This is a genomic window from Microlunatus sagamiharensis, from assembly GCF_900105785.1.
GTDB lineage: Bacteria > Actinomycetota > Actinomycetes > Propionibacteriales > Propionibacteriaceae > Microlunatus > Microlunatus sagamiharensis.
On the sequence record NZ_LT629799.1, the window covers coordinates 276,314 to 297,204 of the forward strand.

General features: G+C 74.1%; 21 protein-coding genes. 9 read left to right on the forward strand and 12 right to left on the reverse strand.

Going from position 1 to position 20,891, the window contains the following annotated elements:
* Positions 1–95: 95 nt before the first annotated feature.
* Positions 96–1,319, forward strand: a complete 1,224-nt coding sequence (locus BLU42_RS01230) for an MFS transporter (RefSeq protein WP_091072594.1) — start codon at positions 96–98, stop codon at positions 1,317–1,319.
* On the opposite strand, the gene BLU42_RS01235 is transcribed toward BLU42_RS01230, so the two are convergent.
* Genes BLU42_RS01235 through deoC form a run of 4 tightly spaced genes read right to left on the reverse strand, consistent with a single transcriptional unit; the run spans position 1,316 to position 5,400 of the window.
* Positions 1,316–1,900 carry a hypothetical protein gene (locus BLU42_RS01235; protein WP_231918385.1) on the reverse strand — a complete coding sequence of 195 codons (585 nt, stop codon included), beginning with the start codon at positions 1,898–1,900 and terminating at the stop codon, positions 1,316–1,318. The genes BLU42_RS01230 and BLU42_RS01235 overlap by 4 nt on opposite strands.
* Before the next feature lie 19 nt (positions 1,901–1,919).
* A complete protein-coding gene (locus BLU42_RS01240) occupies positions 1,920–2,849 on the reverse strand; it encodes an aldehyde dehydrogenase family protein (RefSeq protein ID WP_231918386.1) in 930 nt (309 codons plus the stop codon).
* Positions 2,846–4,318 carry an aldehyde dehydrogenase family protein gene (locus BLU42_RS01245; RefSeq protein ID WP_091072598.1) on the reverse strand — a complete coding sequence of 491 codons (1,473 nt, stop codon included), beginning with the start codon at positions 4,316–4,318 and terminating at the stop codon, positions 2,846–2,848. The genes BLU42_RS01240 and BLU42_RS01245 overlap by 4 nt, the downstream gene beginning before the upstream one ends.
* Before the next feature lie 29 nt (positions 4,319–4,347).
* Positions 4,348–5,400: a deoxyribose-phosphate aldolase gene (gene deoC, locus BLU42_RS01250; RefSeq protein WP_091072602.1), complete on the reverse strand. Its 1,053-nt coding sequence runs from the start codon at positions 5,398–5,400 to the stop codon at positions 4,348–4,350.
* Positions 5,401–5,499: 99 nt separating this feature from the next.
* On the opposite strand from deoC, the gene BLU42_RS01255 reads away from it, so the two are divergent.
* Entirely contained in the window at positions 5,500–6,897 is a 1,398-nt protein-coding gene (locus tag BLU42_RS01255) for a TrpB-like pyridoxal phosphate-dependent enzyme (RefSeq protein WP_091072606.1), read from the forward strand.
* Between the two features lie 103 nt (positions 6,898–7,000).
* Here BLU42_RS01255 and lat read toward each other — a convergent pair whose 3' ends face one another.
* Positions 7,001–8,338 carry an L-lysine 6-transaminase gene (gene lat, locus BLU42_RS01260; RefSeq protein WP_091072609.1) on the reverse strand — a complete coding sequence of 446 codons (1,338 nt, stop codon included), beginning with the start codon at positions 8,336–8,338 and terminating at the stop codon, positions 7,001–7,003.
* A gap of 200 nt (positions 8,339–8,538) precedes the next feature.
* Here lat and BLU42_RS01265 point away from each other — a divergent pair, with 200 nt between their 5' ends.
* The 4 genes from BLU42_RS01265 to BLU42_RS01280 all read left to right on the forward strand — a co-directional run bounded on the left by BLU42_RS01265 (position 8,539) and on the right by BLU42_RS01280 (position 11,942).
* On the forward strand, positions 8,539–9,888 hold the full coding sequence (locus tag BLU42_RS01265; protein ID WP_091072613.1) for a sensor histidine kinase: 1,350 nt from the start codon (positions 8,539–8,541) through the stop codon (positions 9,886–9,888).
* Between the two features lie 7 nt (positions 9,889–9,895).
* Positions 9,896–10,579 carry a response regulator gene (locus BLU42_RS01270; RefSeq protein WP_091072616.1) on the forward strand — a complete coding sequence of 228 codons (684 nt, stop codon included), beginning with the start codon at positions 9,896–9,898 and terminating at the stop codon, positions 10,577–10,579.
* Positions 10,580–10,652: 73 nt separating this feature from the next.
* Complete coding sequence (locus tag BLU42_RS01275) at positions 10,653–10,910, forward strand: hypothetical protein (protein WP_091072619.1); 258 nt, start codon at positions 10,653–10,655, stop codon at positions 10,908–10,910.
* Positions 10,911–11,045: 135 nt separating this feature from the next.
* Complete coding sequence (locus BLU42_RS01280) at positions 11,046–11,942, forward strand: hypothetical protein (RefSeq protein ID WP_091072623.1); 897 nt, start codon at positions 11,046–11,048, stop codon at positions 11,940–11,942.
* 127 nt (positions 11,943–12,069) lie between these two features.
* Here the strand turns inward: BLU42_RS01280 and BLU42_RS01285 are convergent, their stop codons facing one another.
* From BLU42_RS01285 to BLU42_RS01300, 4 genes are read right to left on the reverse strand one after another with little or no spacing between them, the layout of a single operon-like run.
* Positions 12,070–13,731: a phospho-sugar mutase gene (locus tag BLU42_RS01285; RefSeq protein ID WP_091072626.1), complete on the reverse strand. Its 1,662-nt coding sequence runs from the start codon at positions 13,729–13,731 to the stop codon at positions 12,070–12,072.
* Between the two features lie 10 nt (positions 13,732–13,741).
* A complete protein-coding gene (locus BLU42_RS01290; RefSeq protein ID WP_091072631.1) occupies positions 13,742–14,554 on the reverse strand; it encodes a purine-nucleoside phosphorylase in 813 nt (270 codons plus the stop codon).
* A 57-nt stretch (positions 14,555–14,611) separates the two neighbouring features.
* On the reverse strand, positions 14,612–15,574 hold the full coding sequence (locus BLU42_RS01295; protein WP_091072634.1) for an SDR family NAD(P)-dependent oxidoreductase: 963 nt from the start codon (positions 15,572–15,574) through the stop codon (positions 14,612–14,614).
* Between the two features lie 31 nt (positions 15,575–15,605).
* Positions 15,606–16,061 (reverse strand): gamma-glutamylcyclotransferase family protein, encoded by a 456-nt coding sequence (locus tag BLU42_RS01300; RefSeq protein WP_091072638.1) that lies wholly within the window; start codon positions 16,059–16,061, stop codon positions 15,606–15,608.
* Positions 16,062–16,170: 109 nt separating this feature from the next.
* Between BLU42_RS01300 and BLU42_RS01305 the strand changes: the two genes are divergently transcribed.
* Together BLU42_RS01305 and BLU42_RS01310 are read left to right on the forward strand one after the other, a co-directional pair.
* The gene (locus BLU42_RS01305; protein WP_091072641.1) at positions 16,171–17,583 is read left to right on the forward strand and encodes an NAD(P)H-quinone dehydrogenase; all 1,413 of its coding nucleotides are present in this window, start codon (positions 16,171–16,173) and stop codon (positions 17,581–17,583) included.
* 8 nt (positions 17,584–17,591) lie between these two features.
* The gene (locus BLU42_RS01310; protein WP_091072644.1) at positions 17,592–17,888 is read left to right on the forward strand and encodes a hypothetical protein; all 297 of its coding nucleotides are present in this window, start codon (positions 17,592–17,594) and stop codon (positions 17,886–17,888) included.
* Between the two features lie 84 nt (positions 17,889–17,972).
* Here BLU42_RS01310 and BLU42_RS01315 read toward each other — a convergent pair whose 3' ends face one another.
* Complete coding sequence (locus tag BLU42_RS01315) at positions 17,973–18,209, reverse strand: hypothetical protein (RefSeq protein WP_091072646.1); 237 nt, start codon at positions 18,207–18,209, stop codon at positions 17,973–17,975.
* Positions 18,206–18,928, reverse strand: coding sequence for a haloacid dehalogenase type II (locus BLU42_RS01320; RefSeq protein ID WP_091072650.1), 723 nt, complete (start codon positions 18,926–18,928; stop codon positions 18,206–18,208). Before BLU42_RS01320 ends, BLU42_RS01315 begins: the two co-directional genes overlap by 4 nt.
* Positions 18,929–19,000: 72 nt before the next feature.
* Here BLU42_RS01320 and BLU42_RS01325 point away from each other — a divergent pair, with 72 nt between their 5' ends.
* Positions 19,001–19,894 carry a Sir2 family NAD-dependent protein deacetylase gene (locus BLU42_RS01325; RefSeq protein WP_231918387.1) on the forward strand — a complete coding sequence of 298 codons (894 nt, stop codon included), beginning with the start codon at positions 19,001–19,003 and terminating at the stop codon, positions 19,892–19,894.
* Positions 19,895–20,055: 161 nt separating this feature from the next.
* Here the strand turns inward: BLU42_RS01325 and BLU42_RS01330 are convergent, their stop codons facing one another.
* Positions 20,056–20,862 (reverse strand): hypothetical protein, encoded by an 807-nt coding sequence (locus BLU42_RS01330; protein ID WP_091072655.1) that lies wholly within the window; start codon positions 20,860–20,862, stop codon positions 20,056–20,058.
* Between the last annotated feature and the right edge of the window lie 29 nt (positions 20,863–20,891).

Below are 20,891 nucleotides of genomic sequence, written 5' to 3' on the forward strand. Positions count from 1 at the left end.
ACGCACCCGAACGAGATCCCGCCACGTCCCCCGTACGCCTCGCCGCCTCCCGCCTGGCCGCATCACGCCTCGCCACGTCGCTCCCGCTGGCGCTCGTGTGGCGCGACCGCTTCCACCGCTCCGCGCTGCTGGCGCTGTTCTTCTCCGGGATGGCGACCTCGGTGGCGATGCCGCAGCTGACGACCTTCTTCGTCACCGACCTCGGAGCCACGCTGCCGCAGGCCGGGCTCTACTACCTGACCAACGTCACCGCGCCGGTCGTCGGGTTCGCCCTCGGCCGGCTCTCCGACCGGCAGGCCGACCGGCTCACCCTCTTCCGGATCGGGGCCGTGGTCGGGGCGGCGGGCTGGCTGGCGATGGGCCTGTCGACGCAGCTGTGGATGCCGTTCGTCGTGAGCGTGCTCGCCCTCGGCGTCGCCGGCGCGGCCGGGGCCCAGGTGTACGCGGCCGTGCGCGACGAGCTCAGCCGCCGGCCCTCGCGCGGGGACGCCGAGGTCATCTCGACGGTCCGGATGGGCTTCACCCTCGGCTGGGTCGTTGGCCCGGTGCTCGGCAGCGTCGTGGGCGGCGCCTTCGGGCTGCGCGCGGTGCTCTTCGTGACCGCGGCGCTGGCCGCCCTGCAGCTGGTGCCGATGATCGGGGTCAAGGCGCCGCGCTTCGTCCGCACCCTCGCGCCCGACGAGCCGGTGGCGGCCCCGCCCAGCCGACGGGCCTCACGGCGGGCCCTGATGCCGCTGCTCGCGTTCTGCGGCCTGGCCATGGTCGCGTGCTGCGGCGACACGGTGAAGTTCGCCTACCTGCCGCTCTACATGAGCGAGCAGCTGCATCTGCCGGCCCTCACCCGCGGCCTCGTCATCGGGCTGCAGCCGGTCTGCGAGCTGCTGCTGATGCCGCTCGCCGCCGCCCTGGCGAGCCGGCACGGCGCGATGAAGGTCGTCATGGTCGGCACGGTCTGCTCCGTGCTCGCCCACCTCGCGTACGCGACGAGCACGAGCGTGACCGGCCTGGTGCTGGCCCAGGTGCTGCTCTCAGCGATGTGGGCTGCCCTGGCCGGGCTCGGCGTCACCGTTGCGCAGGACCTCTACCCGGAGGGCGTCGGGCTCGCGTCGTCGACGTTCATGAGCTCGATCGTCTTCGCCTCGACCGTCGGCGGCCTCGTCGGCAGCGTCTTCGTCACCGGCCTCGGCATCCCGCACGTCTTCGTCGTGCCCGCCGTCCTCAGCGCGCTGGCGCTGGTCGGGATGGCCGTGCTCGCGCGCCGCTCGGGTCGTCCGTCGGCGCCCGAGCCCCTCGTGGCGCAGACCGTCTCGGCGTCCTAGACGCCGCGGACCACCCGCAGCGCCTCGGCCATCCCCACCGGGCGGCAGCCGCTGGCCAGGGCGCGACGCCGCAGCGCCGGCTCGGCCCGGAACAGCGCCACCCCGCGCCGCAGCAGCACCGGCAGCGGCTTGCGGTGCTCCGAGACGTCGCGGACGAAGCGGAACAGCAGCGTCTGGACCCGCGGCCGGTCGAGGTAGAGCGCGTCCATGGCGATCCCGGCGGCCCGGCAGCCCGGCACCACCTCGGGGGCGAAGAGCCCCTCGGCGACGAACGTCGACGCCCCGCCGAGGTCGACGGTGCGCGTCCCCGTACGCCGGCTGGCGGAGATGTCGTAGACGGGCACCTCGGCCCGGCCGGTCGTGCACAGGTCGACGAGCGCGGCCACGGCCGCAACGAAGTCCCAGCTGCCGACGTCGTCCCAGTCCACCGCCGGCTCCTCGCCGGCGCCCACCGTGGTCGTCGTCCGCGGGTTCGCCGGGTCGTCCTCGTCGCGGTAGAAGTCGTCGAGGTTGACCCGCGGGCACCCCACGGCCGACACGAGCCGCGACTTGCCGCTGCCCGACGGTCCCGCGAGCAGCACGAGCCTCGCGGGAGCGGGGCTAATAGCCACCGCCGCCGGAGAGCGAGAGTGCGCCCGTCGGGTGCCACACGGTCTTGATCTCGAGGAACGCGCGGAGCCGGGCGAGACCGGGCTCGGCGGTCCAGTCCGGCTCGCCGCGGGGGACGAGGACGCGCTTGATCGTGTCCGCCGCGGTCCGCTCGAGCTCGACGCGCAGCTCGGCCGGGGCGCCGGTCAGGTCCAGCGCGTCGACGTCGCCGTGCGCGGCGAGGACCGGGGCCAGCTCGGCCACCGAGCCCGTGAGGACGTTGACGACCCCGCCGGGCACGTCGGACGTCGCCAGCACCTCGGCGAAGGCGATCGCGACGCACGCGTCAGGCTGCGCGGCGACGACGACGGAGGCGTTGCCGGTGGCCAGGACCGGCGCCAGCACCGAGACCAGGCCCAGCAGCGGCGACCCGGTGGGGGCCAGCACCCCGACGACGCCCGTGGGCTCGGGTGCGGAGTAGGAGAAGTACGGCGCCGAGACCGGGTTCGTCGAGCCGAGCACGGCGGCCAGCTTGTCGGTCCAGCCCGCGTGGTGCACCAGCCGGTCGACGCTGGCGTCGACCTCGGCCAGGGCGGCGTCGCGCGTCGCCCCGCCGGTCACCAGCAGGTCGGCGACGTCCGAGCGGCGCCCGTCCAGCATCTCGGCGATCCGGTAGACGACCTGCCCGCGGTTGTACGGCGTCGCCCTCGCCCAGGCCTTCGCCCCCTTGCGGGCGGCGACGACCGCGTCACGGACGTCCTTGCGCGAGGCCAGCGCCGCGTTGGCCCAGAAGCCGCCCTCGGCGTCGCGGACGGCGTACGTGCGTCCGGACTCCGAGCGCGGGAACGCGCCCCCGACGTAGAGCTTGTAGGTCTTGGGCACGCCGAGGCGGCTGCCGTCGCCGTTCGCCGAGCCCGTCGTCGTGCTCCTGCCGATCCTCACGAGGCGTCCTCCAGGTAGGCGGCCATCCCGGCGCGGCCGCCCTCGCGGCCGAAGCCCGACTCGCCGTAGCCGCCGAACGAGGCGGCGGGGTCGAAGCGGTTGAACGTGTTGTCCCAGACGACGCCGACCTTGAGCGCCCCGGCCATGGCCATGGCCCGCGAACCCTTCTCGGTCCAGACGCCCGCCGACAGCCCGTACGGGGTGTTGTTGGCCTTGGCGACCGCCTCGTCGGGCGTGCGGAACGTCTCCACGGTGAGCACCGGGCCGAAGATCTCCTCGCGCACCACCCGCATCGAGCCCGCGGTGCCGGTGATGATCGTCGGCGCGACGTACCAGCCGCGCTCGGGCACCGGGCACGACGAGCGCCAGACCTGCGCGCCCTCGTCCGCGCCGGAGCCGACGAGCTCGTCGATCTTGGCCTTCTGGGTGGGGGAGTTGATCGCCCCGACGTCGGTGTTCTTGTCCAGCGGGTCGCCGATGCGCAGCGTCTGCGCGCGGGCCTCCAGCTTGGCCAGCAGCTCCTCGGCGACCGGCTCCTGCACCAGGAGCCGCGAACCGGCGCAGCAGACCTGGCCGGCGTTGAAGAAGATGCCGTTGACGATCCCCTCGACGGCCTGGTCGAGCGCGGCGTCGTCGAAGACGATGTTCGCTCCCTTGCCGCCGAGCTCGAGGGTCAGGCGGCGGCCCGTGCCCGCGAGGGAGCGCTGGATCTCGCGGCCGACCGCGGTCGAGCCGGTGAAGGCGACCTTGTCGACGCCCGCGTGGTTGACCAGGGCCGAGCCGATGTCACCGGCTCCGGTGACCACGTTGACCACACCCGGCGGAAGGCCCGCGTCGGCCATGACCTCGGCCAGCACGAGCACCGAGAGCGGGGTCGTCTCGGCCGGCTTGATCACCACGGTGTTGCCGGCGGCCAGGGCCGGGGCGATCTTCCACGCGGCCATCAGCAGCGGGAAGTTCCACGGGATGACCTGGGCAGCCACGCCGAGCGGGCGCGGAGCCTGGCCGAGGCCCAGGTGCTGCAGCTTGTCGGCCCAGCCCGCGTGGTAGAAGAAGTGCTGCGCCGCCGTGGGCACGTCGAAGTCGCGCGTCTCGCGGATCGGCTTGCCGTTGTCGAGGCACTCGAGCACGGCCAGCTCTCGGGCCCGCTCGGCCAGCCCGCGGGCGATGCGGAACAGGTAGCGGCCGCGCTCGGCGCCGCTCATCGGGCCCCACACCTCGTCGTACGCACGCCGGGCCGCGGCGACCGCGGTGTCGACGTCGTCGGTGGTGCTCTGCGAGACGGTCGCGAGGGTCTCGGCCGTCCCGGGGTTGTAGGTCGCGAAGTCGTCGCCGCGGCCCTCGACGAAGGCGCCGTCGACGAAGGGGAGGTAGCGGTCCTTGACGTCGGCGATGGCGGCGCTCTCCGGGGCGGGGGCGTAGGTCCAGCCCGCGCTGAGCGGAGCCGGTTCCGTGGTCTGGGTGGTCACGTGGCTGCTTCCTGGTTCGATCTCGTGGATCAGTCGAGCGCGACGGTGTCGGGGTCGGCGTAGTGGCCGTCGAGCTGCGCGCGGCGCTGCAGGACGAGGTCGTCGAGCAGCGACGAGGCGCCGAAGCGGAACCAGTGCGGGTCGAGCCACTCGGGCCCGGCGACCTCGTTCACCGCGACGAGGTGGCGCACGGCGTCCTTGGTGGTGCGGATGCCGCCGGCCGGCTTGACCGCGACCTGCTGGCCGGTCTGGTCGCGCCAGTCGCGCACGGCCTGCAGCAGCACCTGCACGATCGGCAGCGTCGCGGCGGGGTTGACCTTGCCGGTGGAGGTCTTGAGGAAGTCGCCGCCACCGAGCAGGGCGATCCAGCACGCGCGGCGGACGTTGTCGTACGTCGCCAGCTCGCCGGTCTCGAGGATGACCTTGAGGCGCGCGCGGCCCTCGCACTCGGCCTTCACCGCGCGGATCTGCTCCAGCACCAGGCCGTACTGGCCGGCCAGGAACGCGCCGCGGTCGATGACCATGTCGATCTCGTCGGCGCCGGACTCGATCGCCAGGCGCGTGTCGGCGAGCTTGACCTCGAGGCTGGAGCGGCCCGACGGGAAGGCCGTGGCCACGCTGGCCACCTTGACCCCGCTCCCGGCCAGCGCGTCGGCTGCCGTGGCCACCCGGTCGGGGTAGACGCAGACCGCGGCGACACGCGGGCAGACGTTCCCTGAGCCTGTCGAAGGGCCCCCGGGGTCGGGCGCGAGCGCCTTGCGGGAGAGGTTGCGGACCTTGCCGGGGGTGTCGGCGCCCTCGAGCGTGGTCAGGTCCACCATCGAGATGGCCAGGTCGATCGCGGCGAGCTTGGACGCCTTCTTGATCGAGCGCGTGGCGAGCGTCGCCGAGCGCTGCTCCAGTCCCACCGGGTCGACCGCCGGCAGCCCGGAGAGGAAGCGCCGCAGCGTCGCCTCGTCGGCCGTGGCACCGGCCAGGTGGGCGGGCAGCGCGGGCGGTGTGGGCGTCGCAGTGGCGGTCGGGACCGGGTCGGAGGAGGTCGACCCCGACGCCTGCCCGGGCGGTGCGGCGTACGTCGTCATGGGGTCCACCCTATGCCGCAGGGGCCTGGGCCTCGGCCCCGCGAGGGGCGGCCCTAGGGTGCCGTCACCACGGGTGGACAAGCAGGCAGGAGACCAGGCATGGCCGCAGGGCAGGCGAGCACCAGCAGCAGCCGGCACCGCATCGACCTCGACGAGAGCGAGATGCCGACGCGCTGGTACAACGTGCTGCACGACCTCCCGACGCCGCCCCCGCCGCCGCTGCACCCGGGCACGCACGAGCCCATCGGGCCCGAGGACCTGGCGCCGCTCTTCCCCATGGACCTGATCGCGCAGGAGGTGTCGACCGACCAGTACGTCGACATCCCCGAGGAGGTCCAGGACGTCTACAGGCTGTGGCGGCCGAGCCCGCTGTTCCGCGCGCACCGGCTGGAGCGGGCGCTGGGGACCCCGGCGCGGATCTACTACAAGTACGAGGGCGTCTCGCCGGCCGGCTCGCACAAGCCGAACACCGCCGTGCCGCAGGCGTACTACAACGCCAAGGCGGGCATCAGACGCCTGACGACCGAGACCGGGGCGGGGCAGTGGGGCACCGCGCTGGCCTTCGCCTGCGCCCAGTACGGGATCGAGTGCGAGGTCTGGCAGGTCCGCGCCTCGTACGACCAGAAGCCCTACCGCCGGATGATGATCGAGACGTTCGGCGGCTCGGTGCACCCGAGCCCGTCGGAGCTCACCGCCGCCGGCCGAGCGATCCTCGCGGCCGACCCGTCGTCCACCGGTTCGCTGGGCATCGCGATCAGCGAGGCGGTCGAGGTCGCCGCGCAGGACCCGACGACGAACTACGCGCTCGGCAGCGTGCTCAACCACGTCCTCATGCACCAGACGGTGATCGGGGAGGAGGCGCTGCTGCAGCTGGCCAAGATCGGTGAGACGCCCGACCTGCTCGTGGGCTGCACGGGCGGCGGCTCCAACTTCGGCGGCCTGGCCTTCCCGTTCATGCGCGAGCGCTGGGCGGGACGGATGAGCCCGCAGGTCCTCGCCGTCGAGCCCGAGGCCTGCCCGTCGCTGACGCAGGGCACGTACGCGTACGACTTCGGCGACACCGCCGGCATGACGCCGCTGATGAAGATGCACACGCTGGGCCACGACTTCGTCCCCGACCCGATCCACTCGGGCGGCCTGCGCTACCACGGCATGAGCCCGCTGATCAGCCACCTCTACGAGACCGGCGAGCTGACCGCGGTGGCCAAGCCGCAGAGCGAGTGCTTCGCCGCCGGCGTGCTGTTCGCGCGGACGGAGGGCATCGTGCCCGCGCCCGAGCCGACGCACGCCCTCGCCGCCGCGATCGAGGAGGCCCGGCGCTGCGCCGAGACCGGCGAGGAGAAGGTCATCCTCACCGCGCTCTGCGGGCACGGGCACCTCGACCTGCCCGCGTACGACGCCTACCTGCACGGCCGGGTCACCGACCACGGCTGGTCCTCACCCGACCTCCAGGCCTCGGTCAAGGACGCGCTCAGCAGGCTCCCGCAGCTGGTCTGATCCCCGTACGCCGCGAGGCACCCCCTGCTCGTCGAGGCACCCTCTGCAGGGGGTGCCTCGCGCAGCAGGGTGCCTCGTGAGGTAGGGCCTTGGGGCGGGCCGCTCAGGCGGAGGCGACCCGCGCGACGGAACGCTCCATCGCCCCGACGGCCTCGTCGATCTCGTCGGTGGTGACGACGAGCGCCGGGCGGAAGCGGATGGACCGCTCGCCGCAGGCGAGCGCGATCACGTGCTCGCGCTCGAAGAGGTCGACGATCACCGCGTCGCGCGTGGTGCGGTCGACGAGGTCGACGGCGGCGAACAGGCCGCGGCCGCGGGCGTTGTCGACGACCTCGGAGCCCGCCTCGACGCGCCGCAGGCCGGCGAGCAGGTGCTCGCCCATCGCGCCGGCGTGGCTGAACAGGTCCTGCGACTCGATGATCTCGAGCAGCTTGCGCGAGCGGACCATGTCGACCAGGCCGCCGCCCCAGGTGGAGTTGATGCGGCCCTGGACGACGAACACGTTCTGCTCGACCTCGTCGACGCGCCCGCCGGCCATGACGCCGCCGACCTGGGCCTTCTTGGCGAAGGCGACGACGTCGGGGGTGACGCCGAGCTGCTGGTACGCCCACGCGCTGCCGGTCGTGCCGACGCCGGTCTGCACCTCGTCGAAGATCATCAGCGCGTCGTGCGCGTGCACGAGCTCCTTCATCCGGGCGAAGAACTCTCCGCGGACGTGGTTGTCGCCGCCCTCGCCCTGGACCGGCTCGGCGATGAACGCCGCGATGTCGTGCGGGTGCGCGGCGAACGCGCGCTCGGCCTGCTCCAGCGCGCGGGCCTCGGCGTCCTCGACCTCGCGCAGGTGGCGCTCGAGCGGGAAGCGGACCGCCGGCACCTCGATGCGCGGCCAGTCGAACTTCGGGAAGCGGTCGGTCTTGTTCGGCTCGGTGTTGGTGAGCGACAGGGTGTAGCCGCTGCGGCCGTGGAACGCCCTCGTGAAGTGCATGATCCTGGTGCCGAGGTCACGGCTGCGGCCGGCGGCCTCGTTCTGGCGGCTCTTCCAGTCGAAGGCGACCTTGAGCGCGTTCTCGACGGCGAGCGCGCCGCCCTCGACGAAGAACAGGTGCGGCAGCGCCGGGTCACCCAGCACGCGGGCGAACGTCGCGACGAAGTCCGCGTACGCGGTCGTGTAGACGTCCGGGTTGGCCGGCTTGTGCAGCGCGACCTGGCCGAGCTCGGCGAGGAACGACGGGTCGTCGGTCAGGCCGGGGTGGTTGAAGCCCAGCGGCGAGGACGCGAAGAACGTGTAGAGGTCGAGGTAGCGGGTGCCCGTGCGGGCGTCGACGATGCGCGAGCCGCGGCTGCGCTCCAGGTCGGCGACCAGCGCGGCCGGGTCGGTCAGGAGGTGCGACGCCAGCACCTCGTGGACCTCGTCGGGGGTCAGACGGGTGTGCTCGGCCATGGGGTCCTCCTCGGGCTGGGATGTTCGGCAGGTCAGGATCGCTGACGCGAAGATATCCTGCCAGAAGGGGACACTGTGAGAGAAACGGCGGTGGGTTCGCGATCTCGACCGAGATCGTCCACCGCCCCTCGCGGGCAGCTGCCGAGCGGGTTCCCGCTTCCCCACCCCGCGGGCACAGGGCGCGGCCTACGATCTCGATCATGGGCCTGGTCGCGAACGGACGGGCTGCCGGCCGGCGTCGACGCACCGATCCCGCCCGGCCGGTCTCGGTGACGGCGCTGGTGGTCCGCTTCAGCCTCGCGGGCGTCGTGGTGATGGTGCTGCTGGGCTCCGTCGTCGCCGTGCTCGCGCGGCAGGCCGGCACCGACCAGGCCGTCGACGCAGCCCGTCGCGTCGCCTGGGTGACCGGACGCGGGATCGCCGAACCCCGCCTCACCGACGCCGTGGTCGCCGGAGACCCGCAGGCGCTGGCCGCCCTCGACGCCGACCTGCGCCGCTACGTCCTGCAGGGCTCGCTGGTGCGGGTCAAGATCTGGCGCCCGGACGGGCGCATCCTCTACTCCGACGAGCCCCGTCTGGTCGGGCAGCGTTTCACCCTCGAGGAGGAGGAGGTCGAGGCGCTCCAGGAGCGCACGACGGACTCCGAGATCAGCGACCTGTCGGCGCCGGAGAACGTCTACGAGCGCCCCTTCGGCAAGCTGCTCGAGGTCTACGTCGGGCTGACCGCCGCCGACGGCGAGCCGCTGCTCTTCGAGGCGTACTTCCGCTACGACGCCGTGGTCGACGCCGCCGAGGCGCAGTGGCGCCGCTACGCCCCGGCGACGCTCGCCGGGCTGCTGGTCCTGCAGCTCGTGCAGATCCCCTTCGCCTGGTCGCTCGCGCGCCGCCTGCAGCGCCAGCAGCGCGACCGCCAGCGACTGCTGCAGCGTGCGGTCGACGCGTCGCACACCGAGCGCCGCCGCATCGCCGCCGACCTGCACGACGGCGTCGTGCAGGACCTGACCGGGCTGACGTACGCGCTCGACGCCGCGCGCCTCGCGCCGCCCGACCCCGCCGGGCAACTGGAGGTGGTCGGTCAGGCGGCCACCCAGCTGCGCAGCAGCGTCGCCGACCTGCGGACCCTGCTCGTCGAGATCTACCCGCCCGACCTCGCCGAGGAGGGCCTGCCGGCCGCGCTCACCGACCTCGCCGCCGGGCTCGAGCGCACCGGCCTGGCGGTCGAGGTGGACGTGGAGGCCGGGGCCGACCTGCCGCTGGCGACGTCGTCGGTGCTCTACCGCAGCGGGCAGGAGGTGCTGCGCAACGTCGTCGCGCACAGCGACGCGGGGCGCGTCGTGCTGCACCTCGACGCCGACGAGGCTTCCGCGCGGCTCGTGGTCGACGACGACGGACGGGGCTTCGACGAGGCCGACCTCGACCAGCGGTTCGCCGACGGCCACATCGGGCTGCGCTCGCTCGGCGACCTCGTCGACGACGCCGGCGGCACCCTCACGATCCGTTCGGCCCCCGGGCGGGGCACGCGCGTCGAGATCGTGGTCCCCGTCGGATGATGCTGCGGTGACTGCGACCCCGGCGCCGCCGGAGCCCCCGGCCCGGATCGACGTGCTCCTCGTCGACGACCACGCGATCGTGCGCGGCGGGCTGCGCGCCCTCCTCGCGACGACGACCGACCTGCACGTGGTGGGCGAGGCCGGCGACGCGGCGGAGGCCGTGCGCCTGGCCTCGGAGCTGCGTCCCGACGTCGTCCTGATGGACCTGTCGATGCCCGGGACCGACGGCGTCCGCGCGACCGCCGCGGTGCTGGCGGCCCACCCCGGCGCCCACGTCCTCGTGCTCACCTCGCTCGCGGACCAGCGCTGGATCCTCGACGCGCTCGAGGCCGGCGCCGAGGGCTACCTGCTCAAGCACAGCGAGCCGGAGGTGATCCTGGCCGGCGTGCGGGAGGTCGTCGCCGGCGGCTCGCCGCTCGACCCCAAGGCGGCGCGCACCCTGCTGACCAGCCGCCGCCCCTCGGCGCCGGCGTCGGCCGCCTCGACGGCCGGGTCCTCGCCCCTCAGCGACCGGGAGGAGGAGGTGCTCGCCATGGTGGCCGAGGGCCTGCCGAACAAGACCATCGGCCGTCGCCTCGGCATCAGCGAACGCACCGTCAAGGCCCACCTGACCAACGTCTTCGCCCGCCTCGGCGTCGCCGACCGCACCTCGGCCGCCCTCTGGTTCGAGCGCCGCGGGGCCCGCTCGTAGGCCGGGTGCCCGGCCCGGTCCTACGACGTTCGTCCGACTGACGGCGGCGGCGACGGCCCGCCAGGGTGGGGGAGTGCCTCCCGCCGACCACCCGACCGACGACCCCCGCGAGCCCGACCGCCGCGTGGTCTGGACCGCCGGGAGCGACGGGGCGGACGCGCGTACGCCGCACCCGCTCCGGCGCTGGCTGTCGTTCCTCGCCCTCGTGGGCGTCTGCTCGTTCGTCCTCGCGTACGCGGTCCACACCCTGCTGGGCGGCGAGCCGTCGGCGCCGGCCGGCTCGCTGTGGCTGCCCGAGCGGCTGGCCCCGGACGCCTGCTCCGGCTCCTGAGCGCCCTTCCGGCCAGGCGGACCGGCCGGACGGCCTAGCCCGATCGTCCTATGGAGCCCTGCACCTGACGATCCTCAGGATGGGTGGCGCCGACGAGGACCTCGCCGGCCCTGCCCCCCGAGCCCAGGAGCTCCCGTGTCCCTCCACCCCGTCACCCCGGACCACGCCCACGAGCGCCGCCCCGTCCGCGGCCGTGCCCGCGCCGGTCTCGTCGCCACCGCGGCGCTGCTCGCCGCTGCCGGCACCGTGCTCGCGGCGCCGACCGCCTCGGCCAAGGCCGAGCCCACCGGCGACTTCGCGGTCGCCGTGAACGGCACGACGTACAACCCCGCCGCCGGCAAGGACGTCAGGCTGCGCGGCGTGGCCACGAACGGCCGCATCGCCGTCCGTGGGGTCAACGTGCGCTTCGACCTCGACGTGTCGACCTTCGGCGTCTACGACTACACGCTCACGGGCGCGCCGTCGGCCGACCGCATGGTCGCCTCGCCGACGGTCGTCTTCGCCTCCAAGGTCCCGACGCTCACCGCGGCCCAGCGCAGCGGCGCGCGGCTCTCGCAGCTCGAGGTGAAGGACGACACCCTCACCGCGATCCTGTCGACGTCGGCGGGCAAGCTCAAGGTGCAGGCCAAGGACGCGCCGGCCGGCGGCATCTTCCAGATGGAGCCGGAGTTCGCCGGGCCGGTCACCCTCACCCACGTGCTCGGGCCGGACCTCTTCTACTTCGTCAACCCGTACACCAACAAGATCAACTTCGGCGACGGGCTCGACCCGGTCACCTCCGGCAGCGGCGCGCACCAGATGCTGCTCGGCAAGGACAGCCCGCAGGTGGCGACGAAGACCAGCCAGGACCGGACGACCACGACGTGGGTCGTGCAGCCGGGCGGGCGCCTCGGGGGCGTCCTCGGCGAGGACGCGATCGAGCTCTCGGCCGGGGCGACCAACTGCACCAGCCAGTGCCAGGCGCAGAACCAGGTCCGCGGTTCGCTGCCCGTCCCGCCGCTGCCGACCGACCCGACGCCGATCGGCGGCTGACCCCTGGGTCGGTTTGCTGAGAACGCGTCACTCGATCGACCCGGGCCGAAGGAACCACGCTCAGCCCGGGCCGGGACCGCGATCGAGTGACGGCTTTTCAGCAGACCCTGCCGGCGAGTCGGATGGCTCAGGCCAGCCCGAGCGCGTCCTTCATCTCCTGCCGCAGGCGGGTCAGCTTCTCGCTGGCCCGCCTGCGGTCGTCCTCGAGACCCTCCGTCTGCGCGAGCGGGACCCGGGCCTCGAGGTAGGCCTTGAGCTTGGGCTCGGTGCCGGAGGGCCGCACGACCACGCGGACCGTCGGCCCCTCCAGCAGCACGGCGTCGGTCGGCGGCAGGTCGTGGGAACCCGCCGACAGGTCCGAGACCTCGACGTGCTCGTCGACCAGCGTGCCCGGCGGCTGCGCCCGGAGCCGTGCCATCGCGTCGCTGATCTCGCTGAGGTCGTCGACCCGGACCGAGAGCTGGCTGGTGAGCGTGACGCCGTACGTGGTGGCGATCTCGTCGAGGCGCTGAGCGAGCGTCGTCCCCGAGGCCCGCAGGCCCGCGACCAGCGCGAGCACCCGGACCAGGGCGGTCATGCCGTCCTTGTCGTGCACCGCCTCCGGGTCGACGCAGTAGCCGATGGCCTCCTCGTAGCCGAAGGCCAGCCCGGGCACCCGTCCGATCCACTTGAAGCCGGTCAGGGTCGTCACGCTCGCCTGCCCGTACGCGGTCGCGACGTCGGCGAGCTGGGTGCTCGAGACGACGGAGCGGGCGTACGTCCCCGTCGTGCCCCGGCGCAGCGCGTCCTCGCCGAGCAGCACGCCCAGCTCGTCGCCGGTGAGCATCCGCCAGCCGGTTCCGGGGAAGGACGCGGCGACGGCGCACCGGTCGGCGTCGGGGTCGTTGGCCACGACGACGTCGGCGTCCACCTCGCGGCCCAGCGCGAGGGCCTGGTCGATCGCGCCGGGCTCCTCGGGGTTGGGGAAGGGCACGGTCGGGAAGTCGGGGTCGGGCTCGGCCTGGTCGGCCACCACCGCGGGCGCCGGGAAGCCCGCCCTCCCGACGAGGTCGAGCACCAGCGCGCCGCCGACGCCGTGCATCGGCGTGTACGCCCACCGCAGCTCGCGCGGGCCGTCGGCCGGGGCGAGCGAGGCCGCGCGGGCCGCGTACGCGTCGAGCAGCTCGGCACCCGCACGGGCGTACGCGTCGCTGTGGGGCAGGTCGGCGAGCGGTCGGGTGGCGGCCTCGTCGATGTGCGCGGCGATGACGGCGTCGGCCGGCGGCACGATCTGCGAGCCGTCGCCGAGGTAGACCTTGTAGCCGTTGTCGCGGGCCGGGTTGTGCGAGGCGGTGACGACCACGCCGGCCACGCAGCCGAGGTGAAGGATCCCGAAGGCGACGACCGGCGTGGGGACCGGCCCGTCGGTCAGGAGCACCTCGAGGCCGGCCGCGGCGAGCACCTCGGCGGTGTCGCGCGCGAACGCCTCCGAGCCGTGCCGCGCGTCGTGCCCGACCAGCACCCGCCCGTCGCTGTGGCCCTGGTCGCGGAGGTAGCGCGCCAACCCGGCCGCGGCCTGGGTGACGACGACGCGGTTCATCCGGTTGGGCCCCGGGCCGAGGGCCCCGCGCAGGCCCGCGGTGCCGAAGGCGAGGCGAACGCCGAACGCGTTCCGGAGCTCGGCGAGGGCTGGCCCGTCGCCGCCCTCGGCCGCCTCGAGCAGCCGGCGCGTCTCGGCGCGGGTGGCGTCGTCGGGGTCCTGGGCGGCCCAGTCCTCGACGGTCCGGCGGAGGTCGGGCTCGAGCGCCATCGCGGGTGTCCTAGAGCGCCGCGACGATGCCGGCGAGGAGGCTGCGCAGGCGCGGGGCCGCGGCGGCACCGGCCTCGAGGACCTCCTCGTGGTGCAACGGGGTGGGGGAGATGCCGGCGGCGAGGTTCGTCACGAGGCTCAGCCCGAGGACCTCCGCGCCGAGCTCGCGCGCGGCGATGGTCTCCAGCGCGGTGGACATGCCGACGAGGTCGGCGCCGAGGACGCCGGCCATCCGGACCTCGGCCGGGGTCTCGAAGGACGGGCCGTGGAACTGGGCGTAGACGCCCTCGGGCAGGTCCGGGTCGACGGTGCGGGCGAGGTCGCGCAGGCGCTTCGAGTACGACTCGGTCATGTCGATGAACCGCGCCCCGACGAGCGGGTTGGCCCCGGTGAGGTTGATGTGGTCGCGCATCAGGACGACGGTGCCGGCCGGGCGGTCGAGGTTCAGGCCCCCGCAGCCGTTGGTCAGCACGACGGTGCTCGCGCCCGCCTTGATCGCGGTGCGCACGCCGTGCACGACCGGCGCGACGCCGCGGCCCTCGTAGTAGTGCGTGCGCCCGGTGAGCACGGCGGCGGTCTTGCCGCCGGCGGTCCGCACGACCCGGAACTGCCCGCCGTGACCGATCACGACCGGCGTGCTGAAGCCGGGCAGCTCACCGATCGGGCAGCTGCCGATCTCCTCGCCGAGGTCCTCCGACGCCGCCGACCACCCCGAGCCGAGCGTCAGGACGACGTCGATGCGCTCGACGCCGAACCGCTCCCGGACGGCCTGGGCGGCCTCCTCGGCGAGCGCGTACGGGTCGGGTCGGGTCGGCAGAGGCATGCTCCGCACCCTAACGAGGGCCGGTCGGGCTGCCCGACCGGTGCCCCGGACCGCGGCTCAGGCGAACGCGTTGACGCCGGTGAGGTCGGCGGACAGGTCCCACAGCCAGGCCGCCTGCTGGGGGTCGACCGCGTACGGGCGCACGCCGGGCTCGTCGCCCGTCGAGACCTCGGCGACCTCGCAGTCGACGCAGTAGACCCCGCCGAGGCCCTCGAGCAGCGGGCTCGTGGCCGCCCACACCGTGGTCGCGGCGCCCTGCTCGGGGGTCTTGAAGTCGACCAGCGGGCGGCCCTGCTCGTCGACCCAGCCGAGCGCCACCTGCTCCTCGAGCGGCAGGTGGCGCTGGAGCGGGGTGAGGATGCCGCCGGGGTGCAGCGAGAAGGCCCGGACGCCCGACCCCGCGCCGAGCTCGTCGAGGCGCAGGGCGAAGAGGACGTTCGCGGTCTTGGCCTGCCCGTACGCCTCCCACTTGTCGTAGTCGCCGCGGGTGAACATCGGGTCGTCCCAGCGGATCGGGCTGCGGCGGTGGCCGGCCGAGGAGACCGAGACGACCCGACCGCCGCCGGTGCTGATCAGCGGCCAGAGGCGGTTGACCAGGGCGAAGTGCCCGAGGTGGTTCGTGGCGAGCTGGGCCTCCCAGCCCGGGCCCACGCGGGTCTCCGGGGTGGCCATGATCCCGGCGTTGTCGATCATGAGGTCGACCGGTCGTCCGGCGGCGAGGACGCCGTCCGCGAAGGCCTTGACGCTGTCGAGGTCGCCGAGGTCGAGCGTGCCGACCTCGGTCCGCTCCAGCCCGCCCAGCTCCTCGCGCGCCCGCTCGGGCCGTCTAGCCGGGACGAGCACCTCGGCGCCGGCGGCGACGAGCGCGCGGGTCGTCTCCAGGCCGATGCCGGAGTAGCCGCCGGTGACGACGGCGTACGTGCCGGCGAGGTCGGTGCCGTCGAGGACCTCGGCGGCGGTGCTGGTGGCGCCGAACGGCGAGCCGACGGGTTCCTGCGGGGTGCGGTTCCAGGTGGTCACGGACCGACGGTAGGCCGTCGGCCGTGAGGAGTCACCAGCCGCTGCGGCAGGGACGGTTCCTGAGCTCGGCGAGGTAGTCGGCCGGGGCGCCGGCGTTCTCGGCCGCGTCGGCGAGGATGCCGAGGGTGCGGGCGCTGGGCAGGCCGCCCTCGAAGTCCTCCAGGACGTAGACCCAGGCGGTCTTGATCCCGTCGAGCGTCTCCACCCGGACGCGGACCTTGGAGTAGAGCCCGGAGTCGGCGCTCTCCCACGCGTCGAGGGTCGACTCGTCGGCGTCGGTGACGTCGTAGACCGCGACGTAGACGTGCTGCTCCGACGGGTCGGCGCCGCGCGCCTCCACCACCGTCGGCAGGGCGCCGTCGAAGCCGTCGCCGCCGAAGGTCAGGCGCCAGCCGGGGATCCAGCCGGTCCAGCGCAGCGGGCTGTGCGGGCACCGCTCCGCCATCTGCGCGGAGTCGAGGTTGCTCCCGTAGGCGGCGTACAGCACGCACGCACGCTATCCGAACCGCACCAGCCAGGGCCCGCACGGCGAGCGGGCCGGACGCGTGCGGACGGGTGTGGGGCGTGCGTTGGGTCGACCCTGCGACCATGGGGGCGTGGACCAGGTGGTGATCATCGGTGGAGGACCCGGGGGCTACGAGGCCGCGCTCGTCGCGAGCCAGCTCGGCGGCGCGGTGACGCTGGTCGAGGACCAGGGCCTCGGCGGGTCGGCCGTGCTCACCGGCACCGTGCCCTCCAAGACGCTGGTCGCCACCGCCGACGTGATGACCGAGGTGCGCGAGTCCGGCGAGCTGGGCGTCCGGCTGGATGCCGCCGGCTGCGCCGACGACGACCCCGACCACGGCGTCGCCGTAGATCTCGCCGCGGTCAACGCCCGCGTGCTCGACCTCGCCACCAACCAGTCCGCCGACATCGCCGAGCGGCTGCTCAACGAGCACGTGACGATCCTCGACGGCCGAGGGCGCATGGACGGGCCCGAGCGGGTCGTCGCCACGCTGAAGGACGGCACCGAGCAGCAGCTCGACGCCGACATCGTGCTCATCGCCACGGGGTCGCGCCCGCGCGAGCTGGCGTCCGCGCCGCTCGACGGCGAGCGCATCCTCAGCTGGCGCCACCTCTACGACCTGCCCGAGCTGCCCGAGCGGCTGATCGTCGTCGGGTCGGGCGTGACCGGCGCGGAGTTCGCCAGCGCGTACGACGCCCTCGGCTCCGACGTCGTGCTCGTCTCCTCGCGCGACCGGGTGCTGCCCGGCGAGGACGCAGACGCTGCCCAGGTGCTCGAGGACGTCTTCACCCGGCGGGGCATGACCGTGATGTCGCGCTCGCGGGCCGCCTCGGTCGAGCGCGACGGCGACGGCGTCCTGGTGACGCTCACCGACGGCCGCAAGGTCTCCGGCTCGCACTGCCTGCTCGCCGTCGGCTCGATCCCCAACACCGAGGACCTCGGCCTGGAGACCACCCGGGTCGAGACCGACCGCAACGGCTCGATCGTCGTCGACCGGGTCTCGCGCACCAAGGCCCGCGGCGTGTACGCGGCCGGCGACTGCACCGGCGTGCTGCCGCTGGCCTCCGTCGCGGCGATGCAGGGCCGCATCGCCATGTGGCACGCGCTCGGCGACGCGGTGGCGCCGCTCGACCTGCTGACCGTGTCCTCGAACGTGTTCACCACCCCCGAGATCGCCACCGTCGGGGTGAGCCAGCAGCAGGTCGACGACCACGTCGTGCCGGCGCGCGAGGTCGTGCTGCGGCTGCGCGGCAACCCGCGGGCCAAGATGCAGGGCAACCGGGACGGGTTCGTCAAGCTGTTCTGCCGCAGCGTCACGGGCATCGTCATCGGCGGCGTCGTCGTGGCGCCGCGCGCGAGCGAGCTGATCTACCCGATCTCGCTGGCCATCTCCCAGCGCCTCACCGTCGACCAGCTCTCGGCCTCGTTCACGGTCTACCCGTCGCTCTCCGGCTCGATCGCCGAGGCGGCGCGCCGGCTGCACGGGACCCGCTCGATCACCTAGGGGTCCCGGTGGCGCGCGAGGACGTCGAGCACACCGAGGACGGCCGCTTCATCCTGGTCGACGGACGCCGCTGGCGCGCGACCGACCCGCTGATCCCCGACGAGCGGCGCGCCGAGCTGCAGAAGGTGCTCATGGCCTGGCGCCGCGACGTCCGGCGTACCAAGGGCACCGACGAGGAACGCACCTCGCGCGACGGCGTGCAGGCGGCCAAGGTCGCCCTCGGGGAGCGCGGCACCCCCTGGTGGGAGCAAACGGACAACGAGCGCCGGGCGCGCTGGGAGGCCGACGTCCGGGGGCCTGCGTAGCGGGTCGCTGTTCGCACCCGCAGGAACGCTCCCTGAGCCTGTCGGAGGGCCGGGCAGCGGTCGGCGTCCGGTCTCGTCGAGACCTCAGGCCCGCGGCGGACCCTCCGCGGGCGGCACCGCACCCGCCCGCTGACGCCGCAGGCCGACGAGGAGCAGGGGCAGGCCGACGACCAGCAGCACGAGGCCGAGCCAGACGGTGGCGTCGCCGGTGCCGAGCACCAGCCCGAGGACGAGCATCGCGGCCGCGATCGCGAGGAACGTCTGCCCGAGCTGCACCAGCAGGTTGCTGCGCGGCCGGCGGCGGGGCGGCTGGGGGCTCACCGGGCTCCGTCCTCCGAGCGGTCGACGACCGCGTCGAGCGCGTCGGCCAGGGCGTGGAGGTCGTCGACCTCGAGGTCGAACTCACCCTCAGGTGCGGGCTCCTCCCCGGGTCGACGGACGTAGCAGGTGCGCATCCCCGTCCGGGCGGCGGCGCGCAGGTCCCAGGGGTGCGCGGCGACCATCATGATCTCGCCGGGCTCCAGCTCGAGGGCCTCGACGGCGACCGCGTACGCCCGCGGGTCCGGCTTGTAGGCCCCGCTCGGCCGCGTCGACAGCCCGAGGTGCCAGGCCAGGCCGCCACGGCGTGAGAAGCCGGCGAGCTCGGCCGGGTCGGCGTTCGTCAGCGCGACGACGACGTGGTCGGTGCGGAGCCGGTCGAGCGCGTCGGGGGAGTCCGGCCAGGGCTCGAAGCGGTGCACGACCCCGGAGAGCTCGTCCTCGTCGGCCTGCTCGAGCGGGGCCAGGCCGGCCGCCTCGACGGCCTCGCGGACCGCCGTGCGGCGCAGCGCCCGGTGCGACGCCCACGGGCGAGCGCCGGAGCTGACCTCCTTCATCAGCGCGGTCTGGCGCTCGGCGGTCCCGGACGCGACGGCGAGGGCGGCCTCGTGGTCGTCGCCGCGCCTCTCCAGCACGGTCAGGGTCGCGCCGCGGACGCCGCCACGGTCGTCGACGACCGTGCCCATGACGTCGAAGACCAGCGCGGCGGGAACGGTGTCCATGGCGTCATGCTGCCAGCGGGCCCGCACGCTCGACCGGGGGCCGTGCCTCCGGTCCGCAGGTACTCTCGCGACGTGACGGCGGCAGCGGTGGAGGCGGTGCAGACGGGGCAGACCGACGCGGTCGCGGCCGCGGAGGCGCTCGCCGAACTGCTCGGCGGTCGCACCTGGACGGTCCTGTCGGGCGCCGGGATGAGCACCGACAGCGGCATCCCCGACTACCGCGGACCGACGTCGGTCCGCGCCACGCCGATGCTCTACGCGGAGTTCGTCCGCTCGGTCGACAACCGCCGGCGCTACTGGGCGCGGTCGTACCAGGGCTGGTCGCGGATGGGCCACGCCGAGCCGAACGCCGGCCACCGCGCCCTCGTCGACCTGGAGCCGAGCGGCCTGATCGGCGTCGTGACGCAGAACGTCGACGGCCTCCACCAGCAGGCCGGCAGCTCGCCGGTGATCCCGCTGCACGGGTCGATCGCCGACGTCGTGTGCCTGGGTTGTGGTCGCGTCACCGGTCGTCGGCAGCTGCAGGACCGGCTCGCCGTCCTCAACCCCGACGTCGGCGCCCCGCGCGTCCTCGAGCACGCCGAGCTGCGGCCGGACGGCGACGCAGTGGTCGACGAGTGGGGCGACTTCGTCCTCGCCGACTGCCTCGCCTGCGGCGGTGTGCTCAAGCCCGACGTCGTGTTCTTCGGCGAGACGGTCCCGCGCGACCGTGTCGACCAGGCGTACGCGCTGGTCGACGGCGCCGACGTCCTGGTCGTCCTGGGCTCGTCGCTGACCGTGATGTCCGGGCTGCGGTTCGTGCGCCACAACGTCAAGCACGAGCGCGACGTCGTGATCGTCAACCGCGGCACGACCCGCGGCGACGACCTCGCCACCCTCAAGCTCGACGTCGGCTGCGCCGAGACCCTGCGGGCGCTGCTCGACCTGCACAGGTCCTCAGGCGGCATGGTCCGCAACTCGCGCTGACATGACCGTCGCCGGTCGGCGCGCCGCCGTCTGGACGACGGAGCGCTGACGCCGCCGCTCGCGTGCGGCAGCCGCACATCTGCTCGACGTCAGAGCGGAGGAGGAAGACGGCGGACCAGAGCGCCGACCGCGTCGGAGCGGAGCGGAGACAGACGACGCGCTCAGTCGCCGAAGAAGTCGCCGATGCCGTCGAACATGCTGCCGATGCCGTCACCGATGGACTCGAACCCGTCGCCGATGCCCTCGCCCAGGCCGCCGAGCCCGGCGCCGATGCCACCGAACATGTTGCCGCCGCCGAAGAGCATGCTGCCGATCAGCATCCCGGAGAGCATGTCGCTGCCGCTCCAGCGGCCGTAGTAGCCCTGGGCCCAGGGCTGGTAGCCGGGGCCGCCCTCCCAGTAGGGCACGCGCTGCGCGCCGACCTGGACGGTGCGGATGTACGGGTCGGCGCCGGCCAGGACGCGCTCGGCGTCGGCGGGGCAGGCGGGCACGGAGCGGCTCGCGCCGCCCGGGGGCGCCCAGTCGACGTTCTGCGACGAGGGGCCGTGCGCGGGGTTGAAGAAGCACGGCGGCCGCTTCTGCGGGAGCTTCGTGCCGTTGACGCGGGCCTTGACGCAGGCCACGGCGTAGCGACCGTCCTCGAGGATCTCGGTGACGTGGCGGATCTCGTCGGGCTTGGTGACCGCGTCGAGGGAGCTCTTGGCGTCCTCGTACGCGTCGAGCGCGCGCTGGTAGTCCTGCTGCATCGCCTCGTCGAGCGGGTGCCCGGCGACGTCGACGTCGAGCCGCTGGAGCTCCTCGCCGAACTTGGTCACGTCCTCGTCGGCGGCTCGCCGGGACGTGGAGAGCTGGCTCTCCAGCGCCGCCTGCTCGGCCTGCTGGCGCTGCGCCACCGCGTGCCGACGGTAGAGCCCCACGCCCCCGAAGACGACTGCCAGCACGAGCAGCAGCACGAGAAACTCACCCATGGGACAAGTCTCCCCATCGGCAGCCGCAA